Below are 26,181 nucleotides of genomic sequence, written 5' to 3' on the forward strand. Positions count from 1 at the left end.
GGGGTTGTAGGACACTCTATACGGAGTTACAAAAGAATGAACTAGACGAAGCGACTTGGAAAGGTCCGCGAAACGAGGTAAAAGCCCTGTAGTCAAAAGTTCATTCCCTCCAGAGTGGATCCTGAGTACGGCGGAACACGTGAAATTCCGTCGGAATCCGGGAGGACCATCTCCCAAGGCTAAATACTACCTAGTGACCGATAGTGAACCAGTACCGTGAGGGAAAGGTGAAAAGCACCCCGGAAGGGGAGTGAAATAGATCCTGAAACCGTGTGCCTACAAGTAGTTAGAGCCCGTTAATGGGTGATAGCGTGCCTTTTGTAGAATGAACCGGCGAGTTACGATTACGTGCGAGGTTAAGTTGAGAAGACGGAGCCGCAGCGAAAGCGAGTCTGAATAGGGCGAATTAGTACGTGGTCGTAGACCCGAAACCAGGTGATCTACCCATGTCCAGGGTGAAGGTGAGGTAACACTCACTGGAGGCCCGAACCCACGCACGTTGAAAAGTGCGGGGATGAGGTGTGGGTAGCGGAGAAATTCCAATCGAACCTGGAGATAGCTGGTTCTCTCCGAAATAGCTTTAGGGCTAGCCTCGTGATTGAGAATACCGGAGGTAGAGCACTGTTTGGACTAGGGGGGCATCTCGCTTTACCGAATTCAGACAAACTCCGAATGCCGGATATTTATACACGGGAGTCAGACTGCGAGTGATAAGATCCGTAGTCAAGAGGGAAACAGCCCAGACCACCAGCTAAGGTCCCCAAGTAATCGTTAAGTGGAAAAGGATGTGGCGTTGCTTAGACAACCAGGATGTTGGCTTAGAAGCAGCCATCATTTAAAGAGTGCGTAATAGCTCACTGGTCGAGTGACGCTGCGCCGAAAATGTATCGGGGCTAAACGATTCACCGAAGCTGTGGATGCATACTTTGAGTATGCGTGGTAGGAGAGCGTTCTAACAGCGTTGAAGTCAGACCGGAAGGACTGGTGGAGCGGTTAGAAGTGAGAATGCCGGTATGAGTAGCGAAACATGGGTGAGAATCCCATGCACCGTATGACTAAGGTTTCCTGAGGAAGGCTCGTCCGCTCAGGGTTAGTCGGGACCTAAGCCGAGGCCGATAGGCGTAGGCGATGGACAACAGGTTGATATTCCTGTACCACCTCCTCACCGTTTGAGAAATGGGGGGACGCAGTAGGATAGGGTAAGCACGCCGTTGGTTGCGCGTGTTCAAGCAGTAAGGCGTGTATGTAGGCAAATCCGCATACTCTAACGTTGAGCTGTGATGACGAGCTCGTATGAGCGAAGTTCCTGATTTCACACTGCCAAGAAAAGCCTCTATCGAGGTGAGAGGTGCCCGTACCGCAAACCGACACAGGTAGTCGAGGAGAGAATCCTAAGGTGTGCGAGAGAACTCTCGTTAAGGAACTCGGCAAAATGACCCCGTAACTTCGGGAGAAGGGGTGCTTCTTTGGGTGCATAGCCTAGAGAAGCCGCAGTGAATAGGCCCAGGCGACTGTTTAGCAAAAACACAGGTCTCTGCAAAACCGTAAGGTGACGTATAGGGGCTGACGCCTGCCCGGTGCTGGAAGGTTAAGAGGAGCGGTTAGCGCAAGCGAAGCTGTGAATTGAAGCCCCAGTAAACGGCGGCCGTAACTATAACGGTCCTAAGGTAGCGAAATTCCTTGTCGGGTAAGTTCCGACCCGCACGAAAGGCGTAACGATCTGGGCACTGTCTCAACGAGAGACTCGGTGAAATTATAGTACCTGTGAAGATGCAGGTTACCCGCGACAGGACGGAAAGACCCCGTGGAGCTTTACTGTAGCCTGATATTGAATTTTGGTACAACTTGTACAGGATAGGTAGGAGCCAGAGATCTCGGAGCGCCAGCTTCGAAGGAGGCGTCGGTGGGATACTACCCTGGTTGTATTGAACTTCTAACCCATGCCCCTTAGCGGGGTAGGAGACAGTGTCAGGCGGACAGTTTGACTGGGGCGGTCGCCTCCTAAAGAGTAACGGAGGCGCCCAAAGGTTCCCTCAGAATGGTTGGAAATCATTCGTAGAGTGTAAAGGCATAAGGGAGCTTGACTGCGAGACCTACAAGTCGAGCAGGGTCGAAAGACGGGCTTAGTGATCCGGTGGTTCCGCATGGAAGGGCCATCGCTCAACGGATAAAAGCTACCCCGGGGATAACAGGCTTATCTCCCCCAAGAGTCCACATCGACGGGGAGGTTTGGCACCTCGATGTCGGCTCATCGCATCCTGGGGCTGTAGTCGGTCCCAAGGGTTGGGCTGTTCGCCCATTAAAGCGGTACGCGAGCTGGGTTCAGAACGTCGTGAGACAGTTCGGTCCCTATCCGTCGTGGGCGTAGGAAATTTGAGAGGAGCTGTCCTTAGTACGAGAGGACCGGGATGGACATACCGCTGGTGTACCAGTTGTCTTGCCAAAGGCATCGCTGGGTAGCTATGTATGGACGGGATAAGTGCTGAAAGCATCTAAGCATGAAGCCCCCCTCAAGATGAGATTTCCCATTACGCAAGTAAGTAAGACCCCTGAAAGACGATCAGGTAGATAGGTTCGAGGTGGAAGTGCGGTGACGCATGCAGCTGACGAATACTAATCGGTCGAGGACTTAACCACATTTTATTGCACAAACTCAATGAAACGTTTATCCAGTTTTGAAAGAATGATCTTTCTAAGGGTTTCAAGACACAAGCTAGTCGAGGAAACGACTGAGTGATTGAAGGAGCGTACTCAAGTACGTGACTGAAAGAACGAAGGAAGTTGACGAAGGATAGCGCCGTGTATTGGAAGCCGTAATAGTGAAGTGATGATGGCAAAGAGGTCACACCCGTTTCCATACCGAACACGGAAGTTAAGCTCTTTAGCGCCGATGGTAGTTGGGGGCTTCCCCCTGTGAGAGTAGGACGTCGCTTCGCATATGTAAAAACCCACTGAGAAATCAGTGGGTTTTTTGTTTTGTTTAAAAGCTAATACTATATATTATTTTACTGCAGAAAGTAACCATTATAATTTGTTCAAAAAAGGGTTTTGTTGTCATTGAGTATTGGGGAAATGAAAGCCTAGAAGCAATGATGGATGCAGTTACTAATAGTCGTAATTCCAACGCCAATGGTGGTCTGAAAGACGGATGCATCTTATAATAGAAGGACAATGAAAATGAGGTGAACGTGGTGAACAATGATCGACCAATCGTTCAAGCATTAAAAAAGTTTGTTGCGGATGATCCGCAATCTTTTCATGTGCCTGGACACAAAAATGGGTTGCTTTCGAATTTACCCAACGAAATAAAACAGGCATTAAAGTACGATGTAACCGAACTGACAGGACTGGATGACTTCCATCATCCAGAAGAAGCCATTCAACAGGCAGAGCAGCTTCTCGCATCAACATATGGAGCAAGTCGTAGTTTCTTTTTAGTGAATGGCTCAACAGTTGGAAATTTGGCTATGATCTATGCAACATGTGAAAAGGGAGATACAGTACTTGTTCAAAGAAATGCACATAAATCTATTTTTCATGCATTGGAACTTGTAGGAGTGAACCCTGTATATGTTTCACCAAAATGGGATATAAAAAGTCAGACAGCAGGTTGTATCGATTTTAAAACATTAGAGCAAGCGGTAGCGAGCTATCCCAATGCAAAAGCCGCTATTTTTACGTATCCGACGTATTACGGTGTAACAGCAGATGATTTGGCGAAACAAATTGAATTGTGCCACGCATATAACATTCCTGTTCTAGTTGATGAGGCACATGGAGCCCATTTAACTGTATCTGAGAAGCTGCCCGCATCGGCACTGGAGCTAGGTGCAGATATTGTTGTCCAGTCCGCACATAAAACATTACCCGCTATGACCATGGCTTCCTTTTTACATATGAAATCATCATTAGTAAGTGAGCAGAAAGTAAACCGTTATTTACGTATGTTACAATCGAGTAGTCCGTCGTATTTCCTGTTAGCTTCCCTAGATGATGCAAGAAGTTATGTGGCGAATTACACGGAAGCTGATTACACGTATCTTATGGAGAAACGTGAGATATTTATTGAGTCTTTGACAGGAAGAATAGGTTTACAGGTTGTTGAAGTGAGTGATCCATTAAAACTATTAGTCCGTGCTCCGGGTTATACAGGATTTCAATTAAAAGAGGCATTAGAGAAATTTCATGTATATGTAGAATTGGCAGATGCAAAACAAGTACTTTTAATTTTACCGTTGTTAAAGCAGGGAGACTCTTATTCAATTGCGGATATATGTAACCGTATGAAAGAGGCATATACACATTTAAAAAAGTTTCCAACCATTGAAAATACAAATGAAATCGAAAGCTTCGAAACGACGGCTATTACACAATCTCAGTATAGCTTTGATGAAATAGAGAGGGCAGAAAAAGAATGGATACCCTACAACCGAGCTATCGGACGTATTGCAGCTACAACACTTATTCCGTATCCGCCTGGAATTCCATTACTTGTACAAGGTGAAGAAATTACGGGAGTACAAATTGGCCAGTTAGAGGAGCTGCTTGCCATCGGGGCAATGTTCCAGGGAGATCATAGATTACAGGAGAAATTAATACAAGTCATAATATAGATGCAGGGAGAATATAAAAATGCAAAGGAATTTATTTATAACGTTTGAAGGCGGGGAAGGTGCCGGAAAAACGAGTGTATTAAAGGCAGTTGGCGAGCGTTTAAAGGAAAAGCGTATTGAGGCATTACTAACACGTGAGCCAGGCGGGATTGAAATCGCTGAGAAAATCCGGGCCGTTGTTTTAGACCCGGCACATACAAAAATGCATGAACGAACAGAAGCATTATTATATGCTGCAGCACGGGCACAGCACTTCTACGAAAAAATTATGCCTGCATTGGAACAAGGAAAGCATGTACTATGCGATCGATTTATTGACTCGTCATTGGCATATCAGGGCTATGCACGGGAAATCGGAGTTGATGATGTACTTGCCATTAATGAATTTGCGATAGGAAAGCGTCTTCCGGATATAACGATTTTCTTTAATATTGCACCTGAAAAAGGATTAGCACGAATTCATGCGACACGCAGCGATGAAATTAACAGATTGGATACGGAAGGTCTGGCATTTCATAAAAAAGTATATGAAGGGTACGAGGAAGCAATGAGACGATACCCTAACCGTTTTAAAATGGTGAATGCCGACCAGCCTATCGAGATGGTGGTAGAAGAAGTATGGGGGATTTTAAATCCGCTATTAGGGTAAAAGTAAATGAAGTGTACCTTTTATTTATGATATAATAGAGGAACCAATTCAATGAAGGGGTGAGTACGGATGAAGTTAGTAGTAGCAGTAGTGCAAGATCAAGATAGCAACCGCTTATCGAATGCATTAACAAAAAACAACTATCGTGCGACAAAATTAGCGAGTACAGGTGGATTTTTACGATCGGGGAATACGACATTTTTAATAGGTACGGATGATTCTTTAATTCCGAAGTTATTAGATATTATTCGTGAAAATTGCCGGTCACGTGAGCAAATGGTTGCTCCTGTATCTCCAATGGGGGGTAACGCAGATTCTTACATCCCGTACCCTGTTGAAGTTGAAGTTGGAGGAGCGATTGTATTTGTATTACCAATCGAACAATTCCATCATTTTTAATTTCTTTCAACAGACTGAAGGAAATTGAAGCCCCAGTCGGTATTGGTAAATTTGCGCAGCCAACATGACTTGCGCGTACACAACCGAGTTCGGTAGTAAGTATAGTGGGGCATTATTTTTTTGGAGGCGAATGGTAAATGAAGATTAATCAAAATCTCCGCACAAATTTAAATGCGAATCGCAATGATTTGCGTCCGGCAAATCAAAACGGCAATCGCTTTGGTGACATGATTGTAAAGCAAGAGTCGAAAATGCAGTCAGAGCAGCTCACTAGATTAATGGGCGATATTTCTACAGCGGGAGACCGTGTAGCGCGATCACGGAATTTACGTGAATTGGCACGCTTTAAAATGCTTGTGAAACGTTTTTTACAGGAAGCTGTAGATTATGGACTTGAGACGAAGCAATCACATACATGGAACCGATTTGGTGAAGGCCGCCGCTTAAAAATTGTCGAAACAATTGATGAGCATCTTGTCGAATTGGCAGAAGATATTTTAAATGAAGAAAAAGAGTCTATTGAGTTATTAGCGAAAATTGGCGAGATTAAGGGACTTTTAATAAATCTGTATATGTAAAAAATGCCCGTGTCTTTGATGTGCACTAGACACGGGCATTTTTCCAGGCAGAATATATATTGTTTGAATTGTACATAGGGCATTCAAATAAATAGAAGCAGGAAATGAAAAAGGTGAGGGAATTGACACGAACTATTGAAGAGCTTACAAAGCTGCAACCTGTAGTGATGAAGCAACTACAAACAATTGTAGATAAAGATCGTTTAGCACATGCCTATATATTTGATGGTGAAAAAGGTACGGGCAAACGTGATGTCGTCTCTTTTTTTATGAAACTTCTTCTTTGCGGAAATTTGTCAGAAAATGTTCCATGTGAAACATGTCGAAATTGCAGACGGGTCGATTCGGGAAATCATCCGAATATTTGGCAAGTAGAGCCTGATGGACAATTTATTAAAATTGATCAAATAAGAGATTTAGTTGCTGAAATGAAGATGACAGGTGTAGAGGAAGGCAAGAAAATTTATGTGCTGCACCATGCAGATAAATTAAACATTGCTTCTGCTAATATGCTTTTAAAGTTTTTAGAAGAACCGGACGGACAGATCGTGGCAATTTTATTAACTGAGCAAATCCAATCTATCATTCCGACGATTCGTTCTCGTTGTCAGCACATTAAATTTGCTAAAGCACCTCGTACTACGCTGCTCGATCAGCTAGTAGAACAGGGAATTACAAATTCAATGGCATCGACAACAAGCATGGTGACAAATGATCTTGAAACAGCTATTGCACTTGCAAATGATGAGCAATTTGTACTTGCACGAAAAACAGTGTTAAAATTAGTAGAGATTGTTCATCAAAATGTTCATGAAGCACTATTATATATTCATGAAGAATGGCTACCACTCTTCAAAGAAAAAGAAGATATGGAGCTAGCACTGGATTTGCTGCTGTTTTCGTACCGCGATATTGTAGCGATTAAAGCGAATCAGCAAGCAAAGTGCACGTATCCCGATATGTATCAACGATTTAATGAAATGGCGCTCGTATTGACATATGAAAAGCTGTCACGACAAATGCAGTCTATTTTGCAGGCCCGCACGAATTTAAATCGTAATATGAATCGTACGTTATTGATGGAACAGCTTATGCTGAATCTTCAGGAGGGGTATACATTTGTATAATGTAGTCGGAGTTCGCTTTAAAAAAGCGGGTAAAATATATTATTTTGATCCAGCCGCTTATATTTTGGAAGTTGGCGAATATGTAATCGTAGAAACTGCGCGGGGAATTGAATATGGCAAGGTCGTTGTACCAATGCGACAAGTCGGGGAAAATGATGTTGTTTTACCATTAAAACAAGTAGTTCGCCCAGCCAATGAACGTGATCGTTTCCAGGTAGAAGAAAACACTATTGAGTCAAAGCGTGCCTTTGAGTTAGCGAATACGAAAATTGTGGAGCATTCGTTGGATATGAAGCTCGTTGACGTTGAATATACATTTGATCGTAATAAAATTATTTTTTATTTTACAGCAGAAGGACGTGTAGATTTCCGGGAATTAGTAAAGGATTTAGCTAGTGTGTTCCGTACGCGAATCGAGCTACGTCAAATTGGTGTTCGTGATGAAGCGAAACTACTTGGCGGGATTGGTCCATGTGGAAGAATGCTTTGCTGTTCGACATTTTTAGGTGATTTTGAGCCGGTATCGATTAAAATGGCAAAGGATCAGAATTTATCGCTGAATCCGACAAAAATCTCCGGTTTATGCGGACGTTTAATGTGTTGTCTAAAATACGAAAATGATGATTATGAAATTGCAAAAGAAGGTATGCCAGACATCGGTGATTTATCAATGACACCAGAAGGCGAAGGCAAAGTCGTCGGATTAAATGTATTAGAGCGACTCATTCAAGTATATTTGACGAAGCAGGAGCGTATGGTTGAATATACGCTTGAAGAGCTTATGCAATATGAGAAAAATCTGATATAGATAGAATTAATGGGGTGGCTTGAGTGAAGGACCGTAATTTTTTGGATACTGTTATGGAGTTCGAACAACAGCTTGAATCAATGCAACAGCAATTTAGCGCACTTAAGCAATTTGTTGCGCATATGATGGAGGAGCATCAGACGCTTCAAACAGAAAACCTTCACCTACGTACGCGCTTAGAAGAACTATTAGCGAATGAAGCAACTGCAAGTAAACGAGTAGTAGAAGAGCTGAAAAAAGAACCAGTAGATATTGGCGAAGGGTACGATAATTTGGCAAGGCTTTATAATGAAGGTTTCCACGTATGTCATGTGCATTTTGGAAGCTCACGTAAAGGTGAAGATTGTTTGTTCTGTCTATCATTTTTAAATAAACAAAATGGTTAAAACAAAAGGCTGAATCTGCTAAAGTAGATATCAGTCTTTTGTTTAGAAAAGGCTGATTAAAAATAGCCGTTAAGTGGAGGATTTAATAGTGGAACAATGGTTGAAGGATGATGAACGATTAGATTATTTACTGGCGGAAGATTTACGGATTATTCAAAGCCCGTCTGTCTTTTCGTTCTCATTGGATGCAGTATTGCTGGCGCGTTTTGTACAAGTCCCAAAAAATAAAGGACATATTATTGATTTATGTTCAGGCAATGGGGTAATTCCTCTTTTTTTGAGTGCGCGGACAAATGCAAAAATTACAGGTGTAGAACTGCAGCCGCGGTTGCATGATATGGCAACACGCAGCATTGCATACAATGACTTGGCACAACAGATCGACATGCAGCTAGGTGATGTAAAAGATGCACCTGGTACACTTGGTATTGAAAAATATGATGCTGTCACATGTAACCCTCCTTATTTTTTGGCACATGAATTAAGTGAAAAAAATACGAGCGAGCACTATGCGATTGCTAGACACGAGCTTTATTTAACGCTTGATGAAGCAGTCGAAGCAACAAGCCGTCTATTAAAACAAGGTGGAAAGGCAGCCTTTGTACACAGACCAGGCAGGCTTTTGGATATTGTAAGTGCGATGCGTGCAAATCGTCTGGAGCCGAAGCGTATTCAGTTTGTTTATCCGAAACGCGGAAAAGAAGCGAATACATTGTTGATTGAAGCAATTAAAGACGGAAAACCGGACTTGAAAGTATTGCCACCATTATACGTATATGAGGATAACAATGTGTATACGCCAGAAGTGAGGGCACTATTATATGGAGAAGGAAAATAAACATTACTTTTATGTGGTAGAGTGCAGTGATGCATCACTATATGCAGGCTATACGAATAATTTAGAAAAGCGAATTGCAGCACATAATGCAGGTAAAGGGGCAAAATATACACGGGCACGCGGACCGGTAACATGTATTTATTTTGAAACATTTGATACAAAACAGCAGGCGATGTCCGCGGAATATGCCTTTAAACAATTAAAGCGTCCCCAAAAAATAAAGTATATAAGGAGTGCTACAGATGAACTCACAAAAAAGTAGCCAGCACGAACAAGGGAGCTGCCTATACTTAGTAGCGACACCTATTGGCAATTTAGAAGATATGACGATGCGTGCTCTGCGTATATTAAAAGAAGTCGATATTATTGCTGCAGAAGATACGCGCAATACGAAAAAGCTATGCAATTATTTCGATATTCAAACACCGCTTATTAGTTACCATGAACATAATATTGAAGTAGGCGGAGAGAAACTGCTGGGCTATTTACAAGAAGGAAAATCCATTGCGTTAGTAAGTGATGCAGGTTTACCATGTATTTCAGATCCTGGTGCGGATATTGTCGTAAAAGCAGTCGCGGAAGGGTTTGCTGTTGTACCAATCCCTGGAGCCAATGCCGCTTTAACCGCTCTGATTGCCTCAGGACTTTCTCCACAGCCATTTTATTTCTTCGGATTTTTAAAACGAAATAAAAAGGAACGCCGAGAACAATTGGAAAAACTGTCGAAACGTGAAGAGACGCTGATCTTTTATGAAGCGCCACATCGTTTAAAGGAGACATTGAAAGACTTACAACTCGTATTAGGTGACCGCAAAATTACCCTGGCACGGGAATTAACAAAGAAATTTGAAGAGTTTTTACGAGGTACAATAGACGAAGCGATCATTTGGGCAAATGAAAATGAAATACGCGGTGAGTTCTGCATCGTGCTGGAAGGGAATACTTCCGGTGAGGTCGATGAAGAAGAAGAAGCGTACTGGACGTCTATGTCATTGGAAGACCATGTTACTTATATAATAGAAGAAACTCAAATATCTTCAAAAGAAGCCATTAAAGAAGTGGCCAAATTACGCAATTTACCGAAACGTGACGTTTATCAGGCATATCATCAATAAAAAAGCGTTGAAAAGTCAACATACTTTTCAACGCTTTTTTTATTTGGTAATATAATACTTTACTTTACTTAATTTAGTAAACGCGTAGCCGCTTCAGTTATTTAAGTAAGTGGTATTATTTTTTTAAGTTTTCTTGAATTTCTTTCATTAGTGCTTCGGCACCTTCAGAAGACAAGATTAATTTACCGCCTACTAAACGCATGTTTTCATCAGAAACTTCACCAGTTACTGCACATGTCATATTAGGCATGTATTTTTTTAAGATGATTTTGTCGTCATCCACATAAATTTCTAAAGCGTCTTTTTCAGCAATACCTAATGTACGGCGTAATTCGATTGGAATAACTACACGTCCTAATTCGTCTACTTTACGTACGATACCTGTTGATTTCATATTAATATTTCCTCCTATATAAAAAAGTTATTTAAATTCGTCAAAATTCGACATCATCCTGATCTAGTTAAAATCATACCAACTAATACCATAAACGTCAATAATTTAGCATTCATATTTCCTTCATTTAAGGAACTTTTTTGTCATATTTGTACTTTTTAAGGAAATTATAAAAAAAAATTACCATAGAAAATTGTGAATAGTCGGAAAGATTTAACCATTTCCCAATATTTAGTTTTGATTTTTCGACAAATCTGAATTCCGATAAACTTTCATTGAAACAATTTTCGTACTTCGTTAGAATAAGACTTATACTTAACAAACAAATGGAGGCACTTTCGTGAGTGAACAACAAACATTCTATATAACAACCCCAATTTATTACCCGAGTGGAAAATTCCATATCGGTACTGCATATACGACAGTTGCATCTGATGCAATAGCGCGATATAAGCGTTTAAAAGGATTTGATGTCCGCTTTTTAACAGGCATGGATGAACACGGACAAAAAATTCAAGAAAAAGCACAGGAAGCAAATATGCATCCACAAGATTATGTAAATGAAATTGCTGAAGGTGCCAAAAAATTATGGAATACTATGGATATTTCCTATAATGACTTTATTCAAACCACTGAATCACGTCATAAAGATTCTGTAGAGAAAATTTTCCAGAAGTTTTTGGACAACGGCGACATTTACAAAGGTGAATATGAAGGACTTTATTGTGTCCCTTGCGAGTCCTACTATACTGAGACGCAATTAGTCGATGGAAAGTGCCCGGATTGTGGACGAGATGTGCAAAAAGTTAAAGAAGAGTCATATTTCTTTAATATGAAGAAATACGCAGACCGCCTGCTTGCTTATTATGAAAATAATTTAGAGTTTATCGAGCCGGAATCTCGCAAAAATGAAATGATCAATAACTTCATTAAACCGGGTCTGGAAGATTTATCTGTTTCACGTACTTCATTTGACTGGGGAATTAAAGTACCAGGGAATCCGAAACACGTTATTTACGTATGGGTCGATGCATTATCGAACTATATTACTTCATTAGGATACGGTTCTGACAATGAAGAACTATTCAATAAATACTGGCCGGCAGATGTCCATGTAGTAGGGAAAGATATTGTTCGTTTCCATACAATTTACTGGCCGATTTTCTTAATGGCATTGGATTTACCATTACCTAAGAAAATTTTTGCACACGGTTTCATTATGATGAAAGACGGAAAAATGTCGAAATCTAAAGGGAATGTCGTGTATCCGGAAATGTTAATCGAGCGATATGGTTTAGATGCAACACGTTATTTCTTATTGCGTGAGCTGCCATTTGGTCAAGATGGCGTATTTTCACCTGAATCATTTGTTGAGCGTACAAATTTCGACTTGGCAAACGATTTAGGAAATCTTTTAAATAGAACAGTTTCCATGATGAATAAGTATTTCGATGGGGTAATTCCTACTGAAAACTTGGAAGCAACACAATATGATGCAGCATTAAAAGAACATGCTGAAAATGTACGTGTTAAATATGAAGAAAGTATGGAAAAAATGCAGTTTAGTGTCGTACTTTCTGAAATATGGTCATTAGTTTCACGCACAAATAAATATATTGATGAAACTTCTCCATGGGTATTGGCAAAAGAGGAATCTGACAAAAATAAACTTGCCGCTGTTATGAATAATTTGGCAGAAAGCTTACGTCATATTGCAGTTATGATACAGCCATTTATGACAAATGCGCCAAAACAAATTATTGAACAATTAGGTCTTGATGAAAAATCATTACATTGGGACACAATTGAAACATTCGGTAATGTTATTCCGAAAAACATAAAAGTTGCTGAAAAAGGAACACCAATCTTCCCACGCCTTGATACAGAAGTGGAAGTTGCTTACATTCGTGAGCAAATGCAGAGCTCTGTAAAAACAGTACAGGAAGAGGAAACAACAACGGTTGAAGCACCGGATACAGAAGAAATTACAATTGACGATTTCATGAAAGTAGATTTACGTGTTGCAACAGTAGTAGCATGTGAACCAGTAGCGAAAGCCAAGAAATTATTAAAGCTTCAGGTTGATTTAGGTTATGAACAACGTCAAGTTGTATCGGGTATTGCAGAGCATTACAAACCGGAAGAACTTATCGGTAAAAAGGTAATTGTCGTTGCAAATTTAAAACCTGTTACATTACGCGGCGAATTATCTCAAGGGATGATTTTAGCAGGCTCACATGACGGAGTTTTAACATTGGCTACTGTTGATCCGAAATTAGCAAATGGTGCACAAGTAAAGTAATGTGAAAACAGTCTGTTGGACCCGAAAAGTTCAGCAGACTTTTTCATTTACTTAATAACATATAATAATAAATTATATAAATATAATTTAATTTTGGATGAAAAAGGATGATAAGTGGATTACTGGTATAATGATTATCGTTTTATAATATGTAAACAATAATAAAAGAGTATTTTGTAATCTATATGTAATAATACTGAAAACTAAGAAATATGATCTATGAGTACAATACACGATAGGAGAAATGAAGATGAAAACATTTATCGATACACATGTCCATTTAAACGCAGATCAGTATGATGAAGATTTACAGGAAGTTATAGACCGTGCTATTGCTGCAAATGTTGAAAGGATGGTTGTAATCGGCTTCGATAAAAAAACGATAGAGCGTGCGATGCAACTAATAGAGGATTATGATTTTATTTACGCAGTAATCGGTTGGCACCCGGTAGATGCAGTTGATTGTACAGATGAGTTTTTAAACTGGATCGAACAGCTTGCGCAGCACCCTAAAGTTGTTGGAATCGGTGAGACTGGTTTGGATTATTACTGGGATAAATCTCCGAAAGATGTTCAGCAGTATTGGTTCCGTAAGCAGATTCAATTAGCAAAAAAGCTCGAATTGCCAATTATTATTCATAATCGTGACGCAACAGGAGATGTTGTGCAGATTTTAAAAGAAGAAGATGCAGCAGCTGTGGGCGGGATTATGCATTGTTTCGGCGGTAGTGTTGAAACAGCTCGCGAATGTATAAACATGAATTTCATGATTAGTCTTGGGGGACCGGTAACATTTAAAAATGCACGTCAGCCAAAAGAAGTCGCGGCAGAAATTCCACTGGAACATTTGCTGATTGAAACAGATGCGCCGTATTTAGCTCCGCATCCATTTCGAGGAAAACGAAATGAACCGGCATTCGTTACATTGGTAGCAGAGGAGATTGCTCGCCTGAAGGAATTGCCTGTGGAAGAAGTTGCTAAAAAAACTACGGAAAATGCCAAGCGCTTCTTTAAAATTCAATGATGAAAAACTCTAAAAAACAGTAGAAATTAATTTCGGATTTTTATGTTAGGATTGTTTTTCTAAGTGCAAAAGCTTTAAGATGATAAGTCGCCTCCAATACTAGTTGCAGTACGAGTTCAAGCAAAATGCCCAATTTTTGATAAATTCTTTTTTATTGACAGTAAGAAAACTAGTACGTATAATCCAACTTTGTATTAAGGAGGCGTTATTTTCATGTCAAATCAATCCATGAAAAGCCAGTTCTTAGGATCATTGAGGAGTAAGCAAACAGGGGTCCGAATTCTTTCTGTAGTCCTGTTTGTATCTGTAATTGCATTTGTTCTATACCATGGAACTAAAACTCCTGTCACGTTAACAGTTGACGGAGAAACCACAAAAATTTATACACACGCAACTACGGTTGATGAGCTACTGACAGCTCAAAATATAGATTATACAAAATACGATAAAGTATCACCCTCACTGAGTACCAGTATTGATAGTGGAATGTCAATAGAATGGGAACAGGCAAAAGAAGTAGTAATTTCAGTTGATGGAAATCAGTCTAAAGTTTGGACAACTGAAAATGTAGTGAAGAACGTTTTGGAAGAAGCAAATATTGAAGTAACAGAGCATGATCTTGTATCACAAAGCTTAGATACAGAAGTAGGAGCCGATAACAAAATCGATATTCAAAAAGCGTTTCAGTTAACGCTTGTCGATGGCAAAAAAGAGAGACAAGTATGGTCCACTTCGACTACGGTCGCTAACTTTTTAAAACAACAAGAGGTTCAATTAGGAGAATCGGATCGGGTCGACAAAGGTTTGGAGGAAGTTATCACTCCAAACGATAAAATCGCAGTTGTTCGCGTAGAAAAGGTTACCGATGTAGTGGAAGAATCAGTAGATTTCGCAATTGAAAAGAAAAATGATTCTTCTTTATTAAAGGGCAAAGAAAAGGTTGTTTCAGAAGGTAAAAAAGGTAAAGTAGAACGCACATATTCTATCGTTAAAGAGAATGGTAAAGTCGTATCGAAAAAGCTTGCTTCTGAAAAAGTAGTTGAAAAACCAAAAACAAAAGTTGTATCTGTAGGGACAAAAGTTGTCACTGCAAATGTTTCCCGATCAAGTGAACCAAGCTCAGGGAAAGAGTTTTATGTAACTGCAACAGCATATACACCAAATTGTGCAGGCTGCTCAGGTATTTCGGCAGCAGGTCTTAACCTGCGCGCAAATCCGGATATGAAAGTTATTGCAGTAGACCCTAAAGTTATTCCATTAGGAACAAAAGTATGGGTTGAAGGCTACGGGAATGCTGTAGCTGCTGATACAGGCGGAGCTATAAAAGGTAAAAAAATTGATGTTTTAGTACCGACAACGTCCAAAGCAAAAAGCTGGGGACGTAAAAAAGTTCGTATTAAAGTATTGAACTAAATGATTTTTTGCAATTTCAAGCTGAAGTGGAAGAACCTTTGAGACAGTGATGGAAGTCACTAAACACATATTTTTTGTGATAAAAGCTGACCGACCTGCTATTCTTCAAGGGAAATCTGAATACAATCATGCCGAGGCATAATTGTTTATTCAGCTGTTTTGTATGTTCAACAATCCAAAATGTATATCGGCTTTCTCGCTTTTTGACTGATGGCGAGGGAGCTTTTTTCATTGTGAAGGAAATCTAGATTTTAGCATTGGGTATAACTTTGTAAGAAAGTTTTGTCCCCGTCTAGGCTAAAGCGCCAGCTCCTTGCACCATTAGGTCCCTCGTGCAAAAGTGGTGGAGCGTTTACTTTTGCGTCCGGCTCTCCTAGTCTTGCGGCTCACACGACGTGAGTCATTGGGGGCATGCCACATGGATGTGGCGTTTTGCCCACTCGGAGCTAAGCGGGCGATTGAGCACTTTTGTTCTTGAAGTTAGCACAGCGGTAACAAAGTGCGATCTGTGGTAAAATAGCGAAAGACTATGTTAGAAATGAGGAACGTTTCTTGGATATACAAGAGATTATTGTTGTTGAAGGAAAAGACGATACAACAGCGATTAAGCGTGCGACAGGAGCAGATACTATAGAAACAAACGGTTCTGCAATCTCTGATGAAGTACTGCGCCGTATTGCCCATGCCCAGAAAAAGAGAGGCGTCATTGTATTTACGGACCCTGATTACCCGGGCCGCCGTATTCGCGCGATTATAGAAGAGCGGATACCAGGTGTGAAGCATGCGTTTTTAGCAAAGGCGAAAACAATCGCCAAAAACGGCAAAGGTTTAGGGATTGAACACGCAAATGATGAAGACATCCGTGAAGCATTAAGCAATGTCTATACATTGGCGGATTCACAAATTGAAGAGAAAATTACACTGGAAGATTTAATGACAGCCAAACTGATAGGCCACCCGCAATCCAAAAAACGCCGGGACCAGTTAGGTGAAATTTTAAATATAGGCATGACAAACGGTAAACAGCTTCATAAAAGACTGATGATGTTTCAAATAACAATCGAGCAGTTTGCAGAGGCCATTTCGCAATTAGATCAGGAGGATACGCATGCATAAAGACATTGCTACACCGGTACGTACAAAAGAAATTTTAGAAAAATACGGATTTTCATTTAAAAAGAGCTTAGGACAGAACTTCTTAATCGACCCGAATATTTTACGTAATATTGTCAGTCACGCTAATTTAACGGAAAACAGTGGAGCGATTGAAGTTGGACCTGGTATAGGGGCTTTGACAGAGCATTTGGCACGCGAAGCAAAGAAGGTCGTATCATTTGAAATCGACCAACGCCTTTTACCTGTTCTGGAAGATACATTGAGCCCTTATGACAATGTAAAGATTGTCCATTCAGATATTTTAAAAGCGGATGTTGCACAAGTAATCGCAGAAGAAATGCCAGGTATTGAGGATATTATGGTCGTTGCTAATTTACCTTACTATGTAACAACACCAATTTTAATGAAGTTATTAAATGATCGCTTACCGATTCGCGGCTTTGTCGTGATGATGCAGAAAGAAGTGGCGGATCGTATTACCGCAAAACCTGGTACGAAGGCATATGGCTCTTTATCGATTGCCATTCAGTATTACGTAACAGCGGAAATTGCGATGGTTGTGCCGAAAACGGTATTTATGCCACAGCCAAATGTGGACTCGGCGGTAATCCGCTTAATCAAACATGAAAACCCTCCAGTAAAAGTAATTGATGAGGACTTCTTATTTGAAGTGTCCCGAGCGTCATTTGCACAACGTCGTAAAACAATTTTAAATAATTTACAAAATGGACTTGTTAATGGTAAGCAAAATAAAGAGCTTATCCTTCAAGCATTGGAAGAAGCCGGAATTGAACCATCACGTCGTGGTGAAACATTGTCAATTCAAGAATTTGGCAAATTAGCGGACTGCTTACATCCTCATTTTTGTGTACGACAATAAAGTGAATTTCACATTAAAAATTTTTAAGAAATCTTAAGAAAAAAGTTGACGACTCTGTATCACGGTGATAAAATATTATATTTTATTGACATTTTAACTACATCATGGTATACTGTTTTACAGTGAGGTGTATGCGAAAATGCCAAAAACGTTAGCAGACATTAAAAAATCATTGGATAGTCATTTGGGTAAACGTTTGCAATTAAAAGCAAATGGTGGTCGCAAGAAAACAATTGAATGCGAAGGCGTCTTAAGTGACACTTACCATGCAGTGTTCGTTATTGAACTAAAGCAGGAAGATAATGCGTGTAAACGCGTATCTTACAGTTACACAGATATACTTACCGAAGCAGTAGAGATTACTTTTTTAGATGATGCTGTAGCTACCATCAAATAGTTTTTCTAGTACTTATTTTAATATTTTTAAAAAAGCGCTCATTTAAAGTGAGTGTTTTTTTCTTTTTTGCACATGCTAAAAGCGTCAACGAAAAGGAGGTTTTTTGCATGGCAAGACAAAAAATTATGTCCAGTCGTCTAAAGGAAGAGATTGCAAAAGAACTTGGATTTTATGACGTAGTTCAACGTGAAGGTTGGGGCGGAATTAGAGCTCGTGATGCAGGAAACATGGTAAAGCGTGCGGTTGAAATGGCTCAGGAAGGCTTGGCTAAACAATCGCAAAACAACCAAAAATAAGTTGACACAAAGATGGCACCATCGTAGGTTCTCGCTTACGGTGGTGTTATTTTGATGTGAGGAAATGAAATTACCTAATACTTAGAATGTCTTACTACTGTATTGCCCGGCATGCGTTTTTTTACGATAATTTGCGAAGAAAAGTGAATGTTTTCGTGCATAATACAAGGCTCCCGTATGGTAAAATAGGGGCAATAGAATTTTAATCGCGTATTACATATTATGCGTGCCTTATACAGTAGGAGGAATTTTCAATGTTATACGTAAAAGCACCCGCAAAAATCAACTTAACACTCGATGTGCTTTATAAACGTCCGGATAATTATCATGAAGTGGAAATGATTATGACAACGGTCGATTTGGCGGATCGAATTGGACTGGAATCACGAGCAGACGGTCAAATTAAAATCGTTTCAACCGATAATTTTGTTCCGGATGATCAGCGGAATTTTGCATACCAGGCAGCAGAGCTTTTAAAAAATACATACGGTATTAAAGATGGCGTAACGATTTCAATCGAGAAGCAAATTCCTATAGCTGCGGGTCTAGCGGGTGGAAGCAGCGATGCAGCGGCTACATTGCGCGGGTTAAATGAGTTGTGGGAACTAAATTTAACGTTGGACGAGCTTGCAGAACATGGAGCGAAAATCGGTTCTGACGTATCGTTCTGCGTCTATGGCGGTACAGCTTTAGCGACAGGACGCGGGGAAAAGATTAAAGAACTATCTGCACCTCCAACTTGCTGGGTCGTTTTGGCCAAGCCGAAAATTGGCGTATCGACAGCGGATGTATATGGTGGATTGAATATTGAAGGTCTACAGCACCCAAACACGAAAGAAATGATTAAAGCAATAGAAACCGAAGATTATGAACTAATGTGCAATTCACTTGGAAATGTTTTGGAAACTGTAACATTTAAGCTTCATCCGGAAGTTATAACAATTAAAGAGCAAATGCAGCGCTTTGGTGCCGACGCGGTACTAATGAGCGGCAGTGGTCCGACAGTATTTGGGCTGGTGGAAAATGAAGCACGTGTTAGCCGAATTTATAATGGATTACGTGGTTTTTGTGAGGAAGTTTATGTAGTACGTATGTTAGGGGAACGAAATCCACTTGCATAAATACGTATAATTATGGTAATTTGACTATTAAATATTCGTATTTTAATTATTAATGTTTAGGAGAGGGTCGCATGAAATGGAAGCGCAGTGAACGCCTTGTAGATATGACTTATTATCTGCTTGAGCATCCGCATCAGTTGATCCCGCTAACTTATTTTTCTGAGCTTTACAGTTCTGCAAAGTCTTCAATCAGTGAAGATTTAACAATTGTAAAGGAAACATTCGAAGAAAAAGGAATTGGGCTTTTAATTACCGTACCTGGTGCAGCAGGCGGTGTTAAATATATCCCTAAAATGGCGGAACAAGAAGTTCGTGATATAATTGGGGAATTTATGGGAGAACTTAGTCAATCCGATCGACTATTACCTGGCGGCTATTTATTTATGACGGATCTTTTAGGGAATCCGGAATTGATGAATCGTGTAGGTAAAGTATTTGCGAGCGTGTTTGCAGATCGTCAAATTGATGTCATTATGACAGTAGCGACAAAGGGAATTTCAATTGCACATGCGATTGCAAGACATTTGAATGTGCCGGTTGTTGTTGTACGTCGTGACAGCAAGGTGACGGAAGGTTCAACAGTGAGTATTAATTATGTATCAGGATCTTCTCGTCGTATTCAAACGATGGTTTTATCAAAACGCAGTATGAAAAGTGGCCAGCGTGTTTTAATTACCGATGATTTTATGAAAGTCGGCGGCACGATGAATGGTATGAAGAACCTACTGGAAGAATTCGAATGTGAGTTGGCAGGTATCGCGGTATTAGTAGAAGCACAGCATGCTGATGTTACATTAGTGGATGATTACTATTCTTTAGTAAAACTGAAGGAAGTAAATGAGAAAGATCGCACAATTGCATTAAGTGAAGGTAATTTTTTTCAAAAGGAGAGAAATTAAAATGAAAACTGTTTCAACAACAAATGCACCAGCAGCAATCGGTCCATATGCACAAGGTATTGTAGTAAATAACATGTTTTATTCTTCAGGCCAAATTCCACTGACAGCTTCAGGGGAACTTGTAGATGGCGATATCGAAGTACAGACAAATCAAGTATTCGAAAACTTAAAAGCTGTTTTAGCAGCAGCCGGCTCTTCTTTAAACCAAGTTGTAAAAACAACAGTGTTTATGAAAGACATGAATGATTTCGCTATAATGAATGAAGTGTATGCAAGTCATTTTGGTGAGCACAAGCCAGCTCGTTCGGCAGTAGAAGTTGCCCGTTTACCAAAAGATGTAAAAGTTGAAATTGAAGTTATTGCATTAGTAAAATAATAATTTCTTCATTCTTATATTGTTTATAGCTTAAATCCGCGACTTTCTAATTATAGAAAAGACGTGGATTTTTTTTATTGGAAAAATATTTTGACTCTATTTATAGCAGTTATTAAGAAAATCTTTATAAATAAGTAGAATATTTAGTTTATTTTAATAATTATAAAAATTGTAGATAGAAAAAAATTACATTATATTGTATTCTATTGATAAATGATGTATTTTTAGAAATTTAATGGATGATAGAAGGATTACAGTTTTTCATCCCGAATACTAAAAATTACAAATCAAACTACAGGGGGTATAAATAATGGAAGTAACTGACGTAAGATTACGACGTGTTCAAACAGAAGGACGTATGCGTGCAATTGCTTCAATTACGCTAGATGATGAATTTGTTATTCATGACATTCGTGTAATTGACGGGAATACTGGTTTATTTGTAGCGATGCCTAGCAAAAGAACACCAGATGGCGAATTCCGTGATATTGCACATCCGATTAATTCGAATACGCGCAATAAAATTCAAGAAATCGTTTTGGAAGCTTTCCATGCATCTGCTGAAGAAAACACAGAGGGAACTTTGGAGCTTGAAGAAGTGAATGTTTAATGTTAATTAGGGTCACTCATATGAGGGGGCTCTTTTTTTTGTGAATTTTTATAGACAGAAATGTTCTATAACAGAAAAGTAAAAACTACAATAAGATCGAAAATATACTGATTATTTACTTTTTAACGTAATTTTTTGCTGAATTAGTACACAAAAGAAAATGTGTCAAACTACTATAGATATTTTAAATTCAAACATTTGTCAAGTCTGAATACCTTGAAAAGATTATGAAATTGCTTTATAGTCATAAGAGAAAATGAGCTAAATTGGAGGACTTGTAATATGACGAATATTTTTGCGGTCGTGCTAGCGGCTGGTCAAGGTACACGAATGAAGTCCAAATTATATAAAGTGCTTCACCCAGTATGCGGAAAGCCTATGGTGGAACATGTAATCGATCATATCAGCTCATTAAATGTTGAGCGTGTCGTAACTGTTGTAGGACATGGTGCAGAGCTGGTAAAAGAAACACTAGGAAATAAGAGTGAGTATGTTTTACAAGAAGAACAACTAGGTACAGCGCATGCAGTTCAGCAAGCTGAGCCGATTTTAAGCGGACTTAGCGGAACTACACTTGTAGTATGTGGTGATACTCCGTTAATTCGCCCTGAAACAATGCAGGCACTGCTTGATGAACATGCATCACAAAATGCAAAAGCAACTATTTTGACAGCGGTTACAGATGACCCGACTGGCTATGGCCGTATTTTACGTAACGAACATGGGCAAGTGTCGCAAATTGTTGAACAAAAAGATGCTACTTCTGAACAGCAGCTTGTGAAAGAAATTAATACAGGCACATACTGCTTTGATAATGAAGCACTGTTTGAAGCACTTAAGCTCGTTAAAAATGAAAATGCACAAGGTGAATTCTATTTACCGGATGTTATTGAAATTTTACAAAAGCAAGGTGAAACAGTTGCCGCTTATGTAACAGAAAACTTTGATGAAACACTTGGCGTAAATGACCGTTTTGCTCTGTCTCAGGCAGAGGAGCTTATGCGTGCACGTATTAATGAACGTCATATGCGCAATGGTGTAACGATTATAAATCCGATTTCTACACATATTAGTGCAGACGCGGTAATCGGAAGTGATACGGTTCTTCTACCTGGAGTGATTATTGAAGGAAAAACGGTTATTGGCGAAGATTGTAAAATTGGTCCAAATAGTCATATTGTTGACAGTCAAATTGGCAATGCGACAACGATTCATAGTTCAGTTGTGCTAAACAGCCAAGTTGGCAGTGAAACAGCAGTAGGTCCGTTTGCACATTTACGTCCGGAATCTTCATTAGGAAACCATGTAAAAATTGGTAATTTCGTTGAAGTGAAGAAGAGTACGCTAGGTGATGATACGAAAGTGTCTCATTTAAGCTATATTGGCGATGCAGAAGTCGGCAGTAACGTAAATATTGGCTGCGGTTCAATCACTGTTAACTATGACGGTAAGAACAAATATAAAACAATTATTGAAGACGATGTATTCATTGGATGTAATTCGAACTTAGTTGCTCCGGTAACATTGAAAAAAGGTTCTTTCATTGCAGCAGGATCGACAATTACTAAAGAAGTTCCGGAAGATGCATTGGCAATTGCACGTGCTCGTCAGGAAAATAAATTAGGCTATGTGAGTAAATTAAATTCAAAATAAAATTAACTAAAATACAGGAGGCCATCATGCCGTATCAATACGCTGACTCAAAATTAAAAATCTTCTCATTAAATTCTAACAATCCACTTGCCAAAGAGATTGCTGATGAAATGGGTCTAGAACTAGGGAAATCATCCGTTAAACACTTCAGTGATGGAGAAGTCCAAATTAGCATTGAAGAAAGTATTCGAGGAATGGATGTATTTATCGTTCAATCTACTTCTGCACCTGTAAATGAGCATTTAATGGAACTTTTAATTATGATTGATGCTGTTAAACGTGCGTCTGCTCGTACAGTAAACGTTGTTATGCCTTACTATGGCTATGCACGTCAAGACCGTAAAGCAAAAGCGCGTGAACCAATCACTGCTAAATTAGTAGCAAACTTACTTGAAACTGCCGGTGCAACTCGTGTAATCGTATTGGATTTACATGCACCTCAAATTCAAGGTTTCTTTGATATTTTAATCGACCATTTAGTGGCTGTACCACTACTTGCTGAACATTTCGGAACAAAAGGTTTCAATGAAGAGGAATTGGTTATTGTTTCTCCAGACCACGGTGGTGTAACTCGTGCGCGTAAATTAGCAGAGCGCTTAAAAGCTCCGATCGCTATTATCGATAAGCGTCGTCCAAAACCGAACGTGGCAGAAGTAATGAACATTGTTGGTAATGTAGAAGGTAAAGTATGTATTTTAATCGATGATATTATCGATACGGCAGGTACGATTACGATTGGTGCAGAGGCATTAATTAAGAGCGGTGCTAAAGAAGTTTACGCATGTTGTTCACACCCTGTATTATCAGGTCCGGCAATTGAGCGTATTGAAAATTCTCCGATTAAGGAATTAGTTGTAACAAACACAATTCAATTATCTGAAGAAAAATTATCTCCAAAAATTCAACAACTATCAGTTGCGAAATTAATGGCAGATGCAATCTCACGTATTTACGAAAACAAATCTGTTAGTACATTATTTGACTAATCGATTGCAAACCAGCTTAGGAATTTTATTTCCTAAGCTGGTTTTTTTATGTCCTATTTTCCCTATATGCAAATATTTGCAAAAAATCTGACAATTTAATATGTTTAGTGTAGACAAGGGTAGGGTAAATGTATCTTTGTATAATTAATTAAGGGGGACGATGGAATATGACTACAGTATTACAAGCAACTAAGCGAGAAACTGGGAAACGTTCGATATTAACCCAACTTAGAAATGAAGGCCAATTGGCAGGTGTGCTGTATGGCTATGAAACAGAAACAACACCAATTTCGTTGGATTATAGAGATACTGCTAAAGCAGTTCAAACATATGGTTCAACAAGCGTGTTTAAAATTGAAGTAGGCGGGAAAAGAGTAAATGCAGTACTTACTGATATCCAACGTGATGCACTAAAAGGACATGTGAAGCATGTTGACTTCCTTGCTATCAATATGAAAGAAGAACTTGAGGTGGATGTTCCAATCGCATTAATCGGAACTTCAGTTGGTGTTAAAGAAGGTGGAGTCATTACTCAACCTAACCATACATTGAAAATTAAAGTGAATCCAAGTGAAATTCCAGACACAATTGAAATCGATGTATCCGAATTAGCAGTTGGTGAATCGTTATCTGTGGGTAATGTGCGTGATCAATTTACAGCGTTTACGATTGTAGATAATGATGACTTTACATTAGCAACGGTAACACCGCCAGCAGCACCAGTTGAAGATGTTGATGCAGATGCAGAGAATGTAACAGCCGATGATCTTGATGCAACGGGAGAAAAATTATCGCCTGAAAAACCAGGTAGAGAAGATTAAGCAATTGGACAGGCCGCTCTATTATATAGAGCGGTTTTTTAATGCCGAAAAAATACTTCGACATCCGAAAGAAAATAAGTATAATAAGATGGAGATGAGTAAATATTATGAATAATTAGAGGTCTTTATGAGAACACATAATGAAAAAATGAGTATTTATCACGGGATGGCATCTGCTGTTGCACAAAATACTTCAAACAGTTATATCCCGATTTTTGCAATGATGATTCTTGGTGCGACGAACTATCAAGTGGGATTGATCAGTTCCTTGCCACCGCTAATTACACTGCTTATGACATTGCCGGCTGCCATTTTATTAAACCGTGCATTCGAGCAAAAAAGGCTTGTTGCTTTCTCTGTATTGGCAGCACGCTTTGTTTTTCTGTTAATTGCCTTCATCAGTTATGTGCCGGGAAGTTTTGGTTCATGGTTGCTGCTTGGTCTGATTGCTGCGATGAGCGTCCCGAATACGATGGCTAATATGGGCTGGCAGTCTTTTATCGGGAATATTATTGAGGAATCACGGCGAGCCCAGTTTTTCAGTGATCGCAATCGCTTGCTGACAGTCGTAGGCTTATTCGTTACATTAACAATCGGCATTGTCATGAAAGACATGACCTCCAACAGGATAGCTTATCAAATACTGTTCATGTTTACATTTGTAGTCGGAATTGTGGAGCTTTATTTTTTACTAAAGCATGATGAACCGGAGCGTGAACTGAATACAGAAAAGAAACGCGCAATGGATTGGTCAATATTTAAAAACAATAAATATGTTCTGTTTTTAATTGTTGCACTTGTATTTAACTTTGGCTGGCAAATGGCATGGGGTGTTTTCAATATTTATAATGTCCGTTATGCGGAAGCAACGATTTTTTGGATTAGTATGTTCAATGTCGCCAATATGATTGCACAAATCTTTTCATTTTCGCTTTGGCGTAAATGGTCGCAAAAATATGGCAATATGAGTGTGTTCGTCTGGGTTGCTTTTGGTATGTCGACAGCGCCATTGCTGATGGTTTTATCGACTAACCTGTATTATTTAGCCGCGATGTCCTTTCTTTCAGGCCTATTTGTTTCAGGGACGGTTTTAATATTATTTAATTTATTGCTGGAAAATTCACCGCAGGAAGTCCGCACATATTGTATTACGACTTACAATGTGCTGCTTGCCTTCATCGCCTTTTCTTCTCCGCAAATCGGAATTTGGCTGCTGGAAACCTACTCGATGGAAACAGCGATGTATTTGTCGACAGCCGTTCGCTTTTTCGCAGCAGTAGGATTTTTGTTGCTGTACATTGTAAGGAAAATTCGTGCAAGATCATTGGCTCAATACTAGGGGACGATACATACTTTTCAGAAGGATATATGATAAAATAA

26 protein-coding genes and 2 rRNA genes (1 of these 28 running past the window's edge) are annotated in these 26,181 nt (G+C 39.6%); 27 read left to right on the forward strand and 1 reads right to left on the reverse strand.

Annotated features, from left to right (window positions below):
* From MKY27_RS00205 to rsmI, 12 genes are all read left to right on the forward strand, one after another.
* Positions 1-2,637, forward strand: a 23S ribosomal RNA gene (locus MKY27_RS00205) (it extends 292 nt beyond the left edge of the window).
* 183 nt (positions 2,638-2,820) lie between these two features.
* Positions 2,821-2,936 (forward strand): 5S ribosomal RNA (rrf, locus tag MKY27_RS00210).
* A 255-nt stretch (positions 2,937-3,191) separates the two neighbouring features.
* Complete coding sequence (locus tag MKY27_RS00215; protein ID WP_339196773.1) at positions 3,192-4,613, forward strand: aminotransferase class I/II-fold pyridoxal phosphate-dependent enzyme; 1,422 nt, start codon at positions 3,192-3,194, stop codon at positions 4,611-4,613.
* Positions 4,614-4,632: 19 nt separating this feature from the next.
* Positions 4,633-5,262, forward strand: coding sequence for a dTMP kinase (gene tmk, locus MKY27_RS00220; protein ID WP_339174641.1), 630 nt, complete (start codon positions 4,633-4,635; stop codon positions 5,260-5,262).
* 69 nt (positions 5,263-5,331) lie between these two features.
* A complete protein-coding gene (locus MKY27_RS00225; protein WP_079523149.1) occupies positions 5,332-5,661 on the forward strand; it encodes a cyclic-di-AMP receptor in 330 nt (109 codons plus the stop codon).
* Between the two features lie 137 nt (positions 5,662-5,798).
* Complete coding sequence (locus MKY27_RS00230; protein WP_339196774.1) at positions 5,799-6,239, forward strand: YaaR family protein; 441 nt, start codon at positions 5,799-5,801, stop codon at positions 6,237-6,239.
* Between the two features lie 122 nt (positions 6,240-6,361).
* Positions 6,362-7,366 carry a DNA polymerase III subunit delta' gene (gene holB, locus MKY27_RS00235; protein ID WP_339196775.1) on the forward strand — a complete coding sequence of 335 codons (1,005 nt, stop codon included), beginning with the start codon at positions 6,362-6,364 and terminating at the stop codon, positions 7,364-7,366.
* Complete coding sequence (locus MKY27_RS00240; protein WP_339174645.1) at positions 7,359-8,174, forward strand: stage 0 sporulation family protein; 816 nt, start codon at positions 7,359-7,361, stop codon at positions 8,172-8,174. Before holB ends, MKY27_RS00240 begins: the two co-directional genes overlap by 8 nt.
* A gap of 23 nt (positions 8,175-8,197) precedes the next feature.
* The gene (gene yabA, locus MKY27_RS00245) at positions 8,198-8,560 is read left to right on the forward strand and encodes a DNA replication initiation control protein YabA (protein WP_339174646.1); all 363 of its coding nucleotides are present in this window, start codon (positions 8,198-8,200) and stop codon (positions 8,558-8,560) included.
* 88 nt (positions 8,561-8,648) lie between these two features.
* Entirely contained in the window at positions 8,649-9,398 is a 750-nt protein-coding gene (locus tag MKY27_RS00250) for a tRNA1(Val) (adenine(37)-N6)-methyltransferase (protein ID WP_339196778.1), read from the forward strand.
* Positions 9,382-9,660, forward strand: a complete 279-nt coding sequence (locus MKY27_RS00255) for a GIY-YIG nuclease family protein (RefSeq protein WP_339196781.1) — start codon at positions 9,382-9,384, stop codon at positions 9,658-9,660. Before MKY27_RS00250 ends, MKY27_RS00255 begins: the two co-directional genes overlap by 17 nt.
* Positions 9,641-10,513, forward strand: coding sequence for a 16S rRNA (cytidine(1402)-2'-O)-methyltransferase (rsmI, locus tag MKY27_RS00260; RefSeq protein WP_339174649.1), 873 nt, complete (start codon positions 9,641-9,643; stop codon positions 10,511-10,513). The genes MKY27_RS00255 and rsmI overlap by 20 nt, the downstream gene beginning before the upstream one ends.
* 115 nt (positions 10,514-10,628) lie before the next feature.
* Here the strand turns inward: rsmI and MKY27_RS00265 are convergent, their stop codons facing one another.
* Positions 10,629-10,907, reverse strand: coding sequence for an AbrB/MazE/SpoVT family DNA-binding domain-containing protein (locus MKY27_RS00265; RefSeq protein ID WP_008408305.1), 279 nt, complete (start codon positions 10,905-10,907; stop codon positions 10,629-10,631).
* A gap of 340 nt (positions 10,908-11,247) precedes the next feature.
* Here MKY27_RS00265 and metG point away from each other — a divergent pair, with 340 nt between their 5' ends.
* The 15 genes from metG (at position 11,248) to MKY27_RS00340 (ending at position 26,140) form a co-directional block, all read left to right on the forward strand.
* Positions 11,248-13,209, forward strand: coding sequence for a methionine--tRNA ligase (gene metG / locus MKY27_RS00270; RefSeq protein WP_339196783.1), 1,962 nt, complete (start codon positions 11,248-11,250; stop codon positions 13,207-13,209).
* A gap of 250 nt (positions 13,210-13,459) precedes the next feature.
* Complete coding sequence (locus MKY27_RS00275) at positions 13,460-14,233, forward strand: TatD family hydrolase (protein ID WP_339196785.1); 774 nt, start codon at positions 13,460-13,462, stop codon at positions 14,231-14,233.
* Between the two features lie 213 nt (positions 14,234-14,446).
* Positions 14,447-15,646 (forward strand): ubiquitin-like domain-containing protein, encoded by a 1,200-nt coding sequence (locus tag MKY27_RS00280; RefSeq protein WP_339196786.1) that lies wholly within the window; start codon positions 14,447-14,449, stop codon positions 15,644-15,646.
* Between the two features lie 552 nt (positions 15,647-16,198).
* Positions 16,199-16,762: a ribonuclease M5 gene (gene rnmV / locus MKY27_RS00285; RefSeq protein WP_039967429.1), complete on the forward strand. Its 564-nt coding sequence runs from the start codon at positions 16,199-16,201 to the stop codon at positions 16,760-16,762.
* On the forward strand, positions 16,755-17,642 hold the full coding sequence (gene rsmA / locus MKY27_RS00290) for a 16S rRNA (adenine(1518)-N(6)/adenine(1519)-N(6))-dimethyltransferase RsmA (RefSeq protein ID WP_339196789.1): 888 nt from the start codon (positions 16,755-16,757) through the stop codon (positions 17,640-17,642). Before rnmV ends, rsmA begins: the two co-directional genes overlap by 8 nt.
* A 139-nt stretch (positions 17,643-17,781) precedes the next feature.
* A complete protein-coding gene (locus MKY27_RS00295; protein ID WP_008408296.1) occupies positions 17,782-18,039 on the forward strand; it encodes a Veg family protein in 258 nt (85 codons plus the stop codon).
* Positions 18,040-18,146: 107 nt separating this feature from the next.
* Positions 18,147-18,335: a small, acid-soluble spore protein, alpha/beta type gene (locus MKY27_RS00300; protein ID WP_339174654.1), complete on the forward strand. Its 189-nt coding sequence runs from the start codon at positions 18,147-18,149 to the stop codon at positions 18,333-18,335.
* A 254-nt stretch (positions 18,336-18,589) separates the two neighbouring features.
* Positions 18,590-19,456, forward strand: a complete 867-nt coding sequence (gene ispE, locus MKY27_RS00305; protein WP_339196791.1) for a 4-(cytidine 5'-diphospho)-2-C-methyl-D-erythritol kinase — start codon at positions 18,590-18,592, stop codon at positions 19,454-19,456.
* 71 nt (positions 19,457-19,527) lie between these two features.
* Entirely contained in the window at positions 19,528-20,355 is an 828-nt protein-coding gene (purR, locus tag MKY27_RS00310) for a pur operon repressor (protein ID WP_339174656.1), read from the forward strand.
* A gap of 1 nt (position 20,356) precedes the next feature.
* Positions 20,357-20,731 carry a RidA family protein gene (locus MKY27_RS00315; RefSeq protein WP_339174657.1) on the forward strand — a complete coding sequence of 125 codons (375 nt, stop codon included), beginning with the start codon at positions 20,357-20,359 and terminating at the stop codon, positions 20,729-20,731.
* Between the two features lie 310 nt (positions 20,732-21,041).
* Entirely contained in the window at positions 21,042-21,341 is a 300-nt protein-coding gene (spoVG, locus tag MKY27_RS00320) for a septation regulator SpoVG (protein WP_339174658.1), read from the forward strand.
* 282 nt (positions 21,342-21,623) lie between these two features.
* Positions 21,624-22,994, forward strand: a complete 1,371-nt coding sequence (gene glmU, locus MKY27_RS00325; protein WP_339174659.1) for a bifunctional UDP-N-acetylglucosamine diphosphorylase/glucosamine-1-phosphate N-acetyltransferase GlmU — start codon at positions 21,624-21,626, stop codon at positions 22,992-22,994.
* 26 nt (positions 22,995-23,020) lie between these two features.
* Complete coding sequence (locus tag MKY27_RS00330) at positions 23,021-23,980, forward strand: ribose-phosphate diphosphokinase (RefSeq protein WP_339174660.1); 960 nt, start codon at positions 23,021-23,023, stop codon at positions 23,978-23,980.
* 167 nt (positions 23,981-24,147) lie between these two features.
* Positions 24,148-24,801, forward strand: coding sequence for a 50S ribosomal protein L25/general stress protein Ctc (locus MKY27_RS00335; protein WP_339196794.1), 654 nt, complete (start codon positions 24,148-24,150; stop codon positions 24,799-24,801).
* 127 nt (positions 24,802-24,928) lie between these two features.
* Positions 24,929-26,140 (forward strand): MFS transporter, encoded by a 1,212-nt coding sequence (locus MKY27_RS00340; RefSeq protein ID WP_339196797.1) that lies wholly within the window; start codon positions 24,929-24,931, stop codon positions 26,138-26,140.
* Positions 26,141-26,181 lie beyond the last annotated feature (41 nt).

The sequence above is a fragment of the Solibacillus sp. FSL R5-0449 genome (assembly GCF_037975215.1).
Taxonomy (GTDB): Bacteria; Bacillota; Bacilli; order Bacillales_A; family Planococcaceae; genus Solibacillus.

Bases quoted from the DNA above. Each gene is read 5' to 3' on its own strand.
- tmk (WP_339174641.1), top strand. From the start codon at position 4,633: ATGCAAAGGAATTTATTTATAACGTTTGAAGGCGGGGAAGGTGCCGGA.
- MKY27_RS00225 (WP_079523149.1), top strand. From the start codon at position 5,332: ATGAAGTTAGTAGTAGCAGTAGTGCAAGATCAAGATAGCAACCGCTTA.
- MKY27_RS00230 (WP_339196774.1), top strand. From the start codon at position 5,799: ATGAAGATTAATCAAAATCTCCGCACAAATTTAAATGCGAATCGCAAT.
- MKY27_RS00255 (WP_339196781.1), top strand. From the start codon at position 9,382: ATGGAGAAGGAAAATAAACATTACTTTTATGTGGTAGAGTGCAGTGAT.
- rsmI (WP_339174649.1), top strand. From the start codon at position 9,641: ATGAACTCACAAAAAAGTAGCCAGCACGAACAAGGGAGCTGCCTATAC.
- MKY27_RS00265 (WP_008408305.1), bottom strand. From the start codon at position 10,907: ATGAAATCAACAGGTATCGTACGTAAAGTAGACGAATTAGGACGTGTA.
- MKY27_RS00275 (WP_339196785.1), top strand. From the start codon at position 13,460: ATGAAAACATTTATCGATACACATGTCCATTTAAACGCAGATCAGTAT.
- MKY27_RS00280 (WP_339196786.1), top strand. From the start codon at position 14,447: ATGTCAAATCAATCCATGAAAAGCCAGTTCTTAGGATCATTGAGGAGT.
- rsmA (WP_339196789.1), top strand. From the start codon at position 16,755: ATGCATAAAGACATTGCTACACCGGTACGTACAAAAGAAATTTTAGAA.
- MKY27_RS00295 (WP_008408296.1), top strand. From the start codon at position 17,782: ATGCCAAAAACGTTAGCAGACATTAAAAAATCATTGGATAGTCATTTG.
- MKY27_RS00300 (WP_339174654.1), top strand. From the start codon at position 18,147: ATGGCAAGACAAAAAATTATGTCCAGTCGTCTAAAGGAAGAGATTGCA.
- ispE (WP_339196791.1), top strand. From the start codon at position 18,590: ATGTTATACGTAAAAGCACCCGCAAAAATCAACTTAACACTCGATGTG.
- purR (WP_339174656.1), top strand. From the start codon at position 19,528: ATGAAATGGAAGCGCAGTGAACGCCTTGTAGATATGACTTATTATCTG.
- MKY27_RS00315 (WP_339174657.1), top strand. From the start codon at position 20,357: ATGAAAACTGTTTCAACAACAAATGCACCAGCAGCAATCGGTCCATAT.
- spoVG (WP_339174658.1), top strand. From the start codon at position 21,042: ATGGAAGTAACTGACGTAAGATTACGACGTGTTCAAACAGAAGGACGT.
- glmU (WP_339174659.1), top strand. From the start codon at position 21,624: ATGACGAATATTTTTGCGGTCGTGCTAGCGGCTGGTCAAGGTACACGA.
- MKY27_RS00330 (WP_339174660.1), top strand. From the start codon at position 23,021: ATGCCGTATCAATACGCTGACTCAAAATTAAAAATCTTCTCATTAAAT.
- MKY27_RS00335 (WP_339196794.1), top strand. From the start codon at position 24,148: ATGACTACAGTATTACAAGCAACTAAGCGAGAAACTGGGAAACGTTCG.
- MKY27_RS00340 (WP_339196797.1), top strand. From the start codon at position 24,929: ATGAGAACACATAATGAAAAAATGAGTATTTATCACGGGATGGCATCT.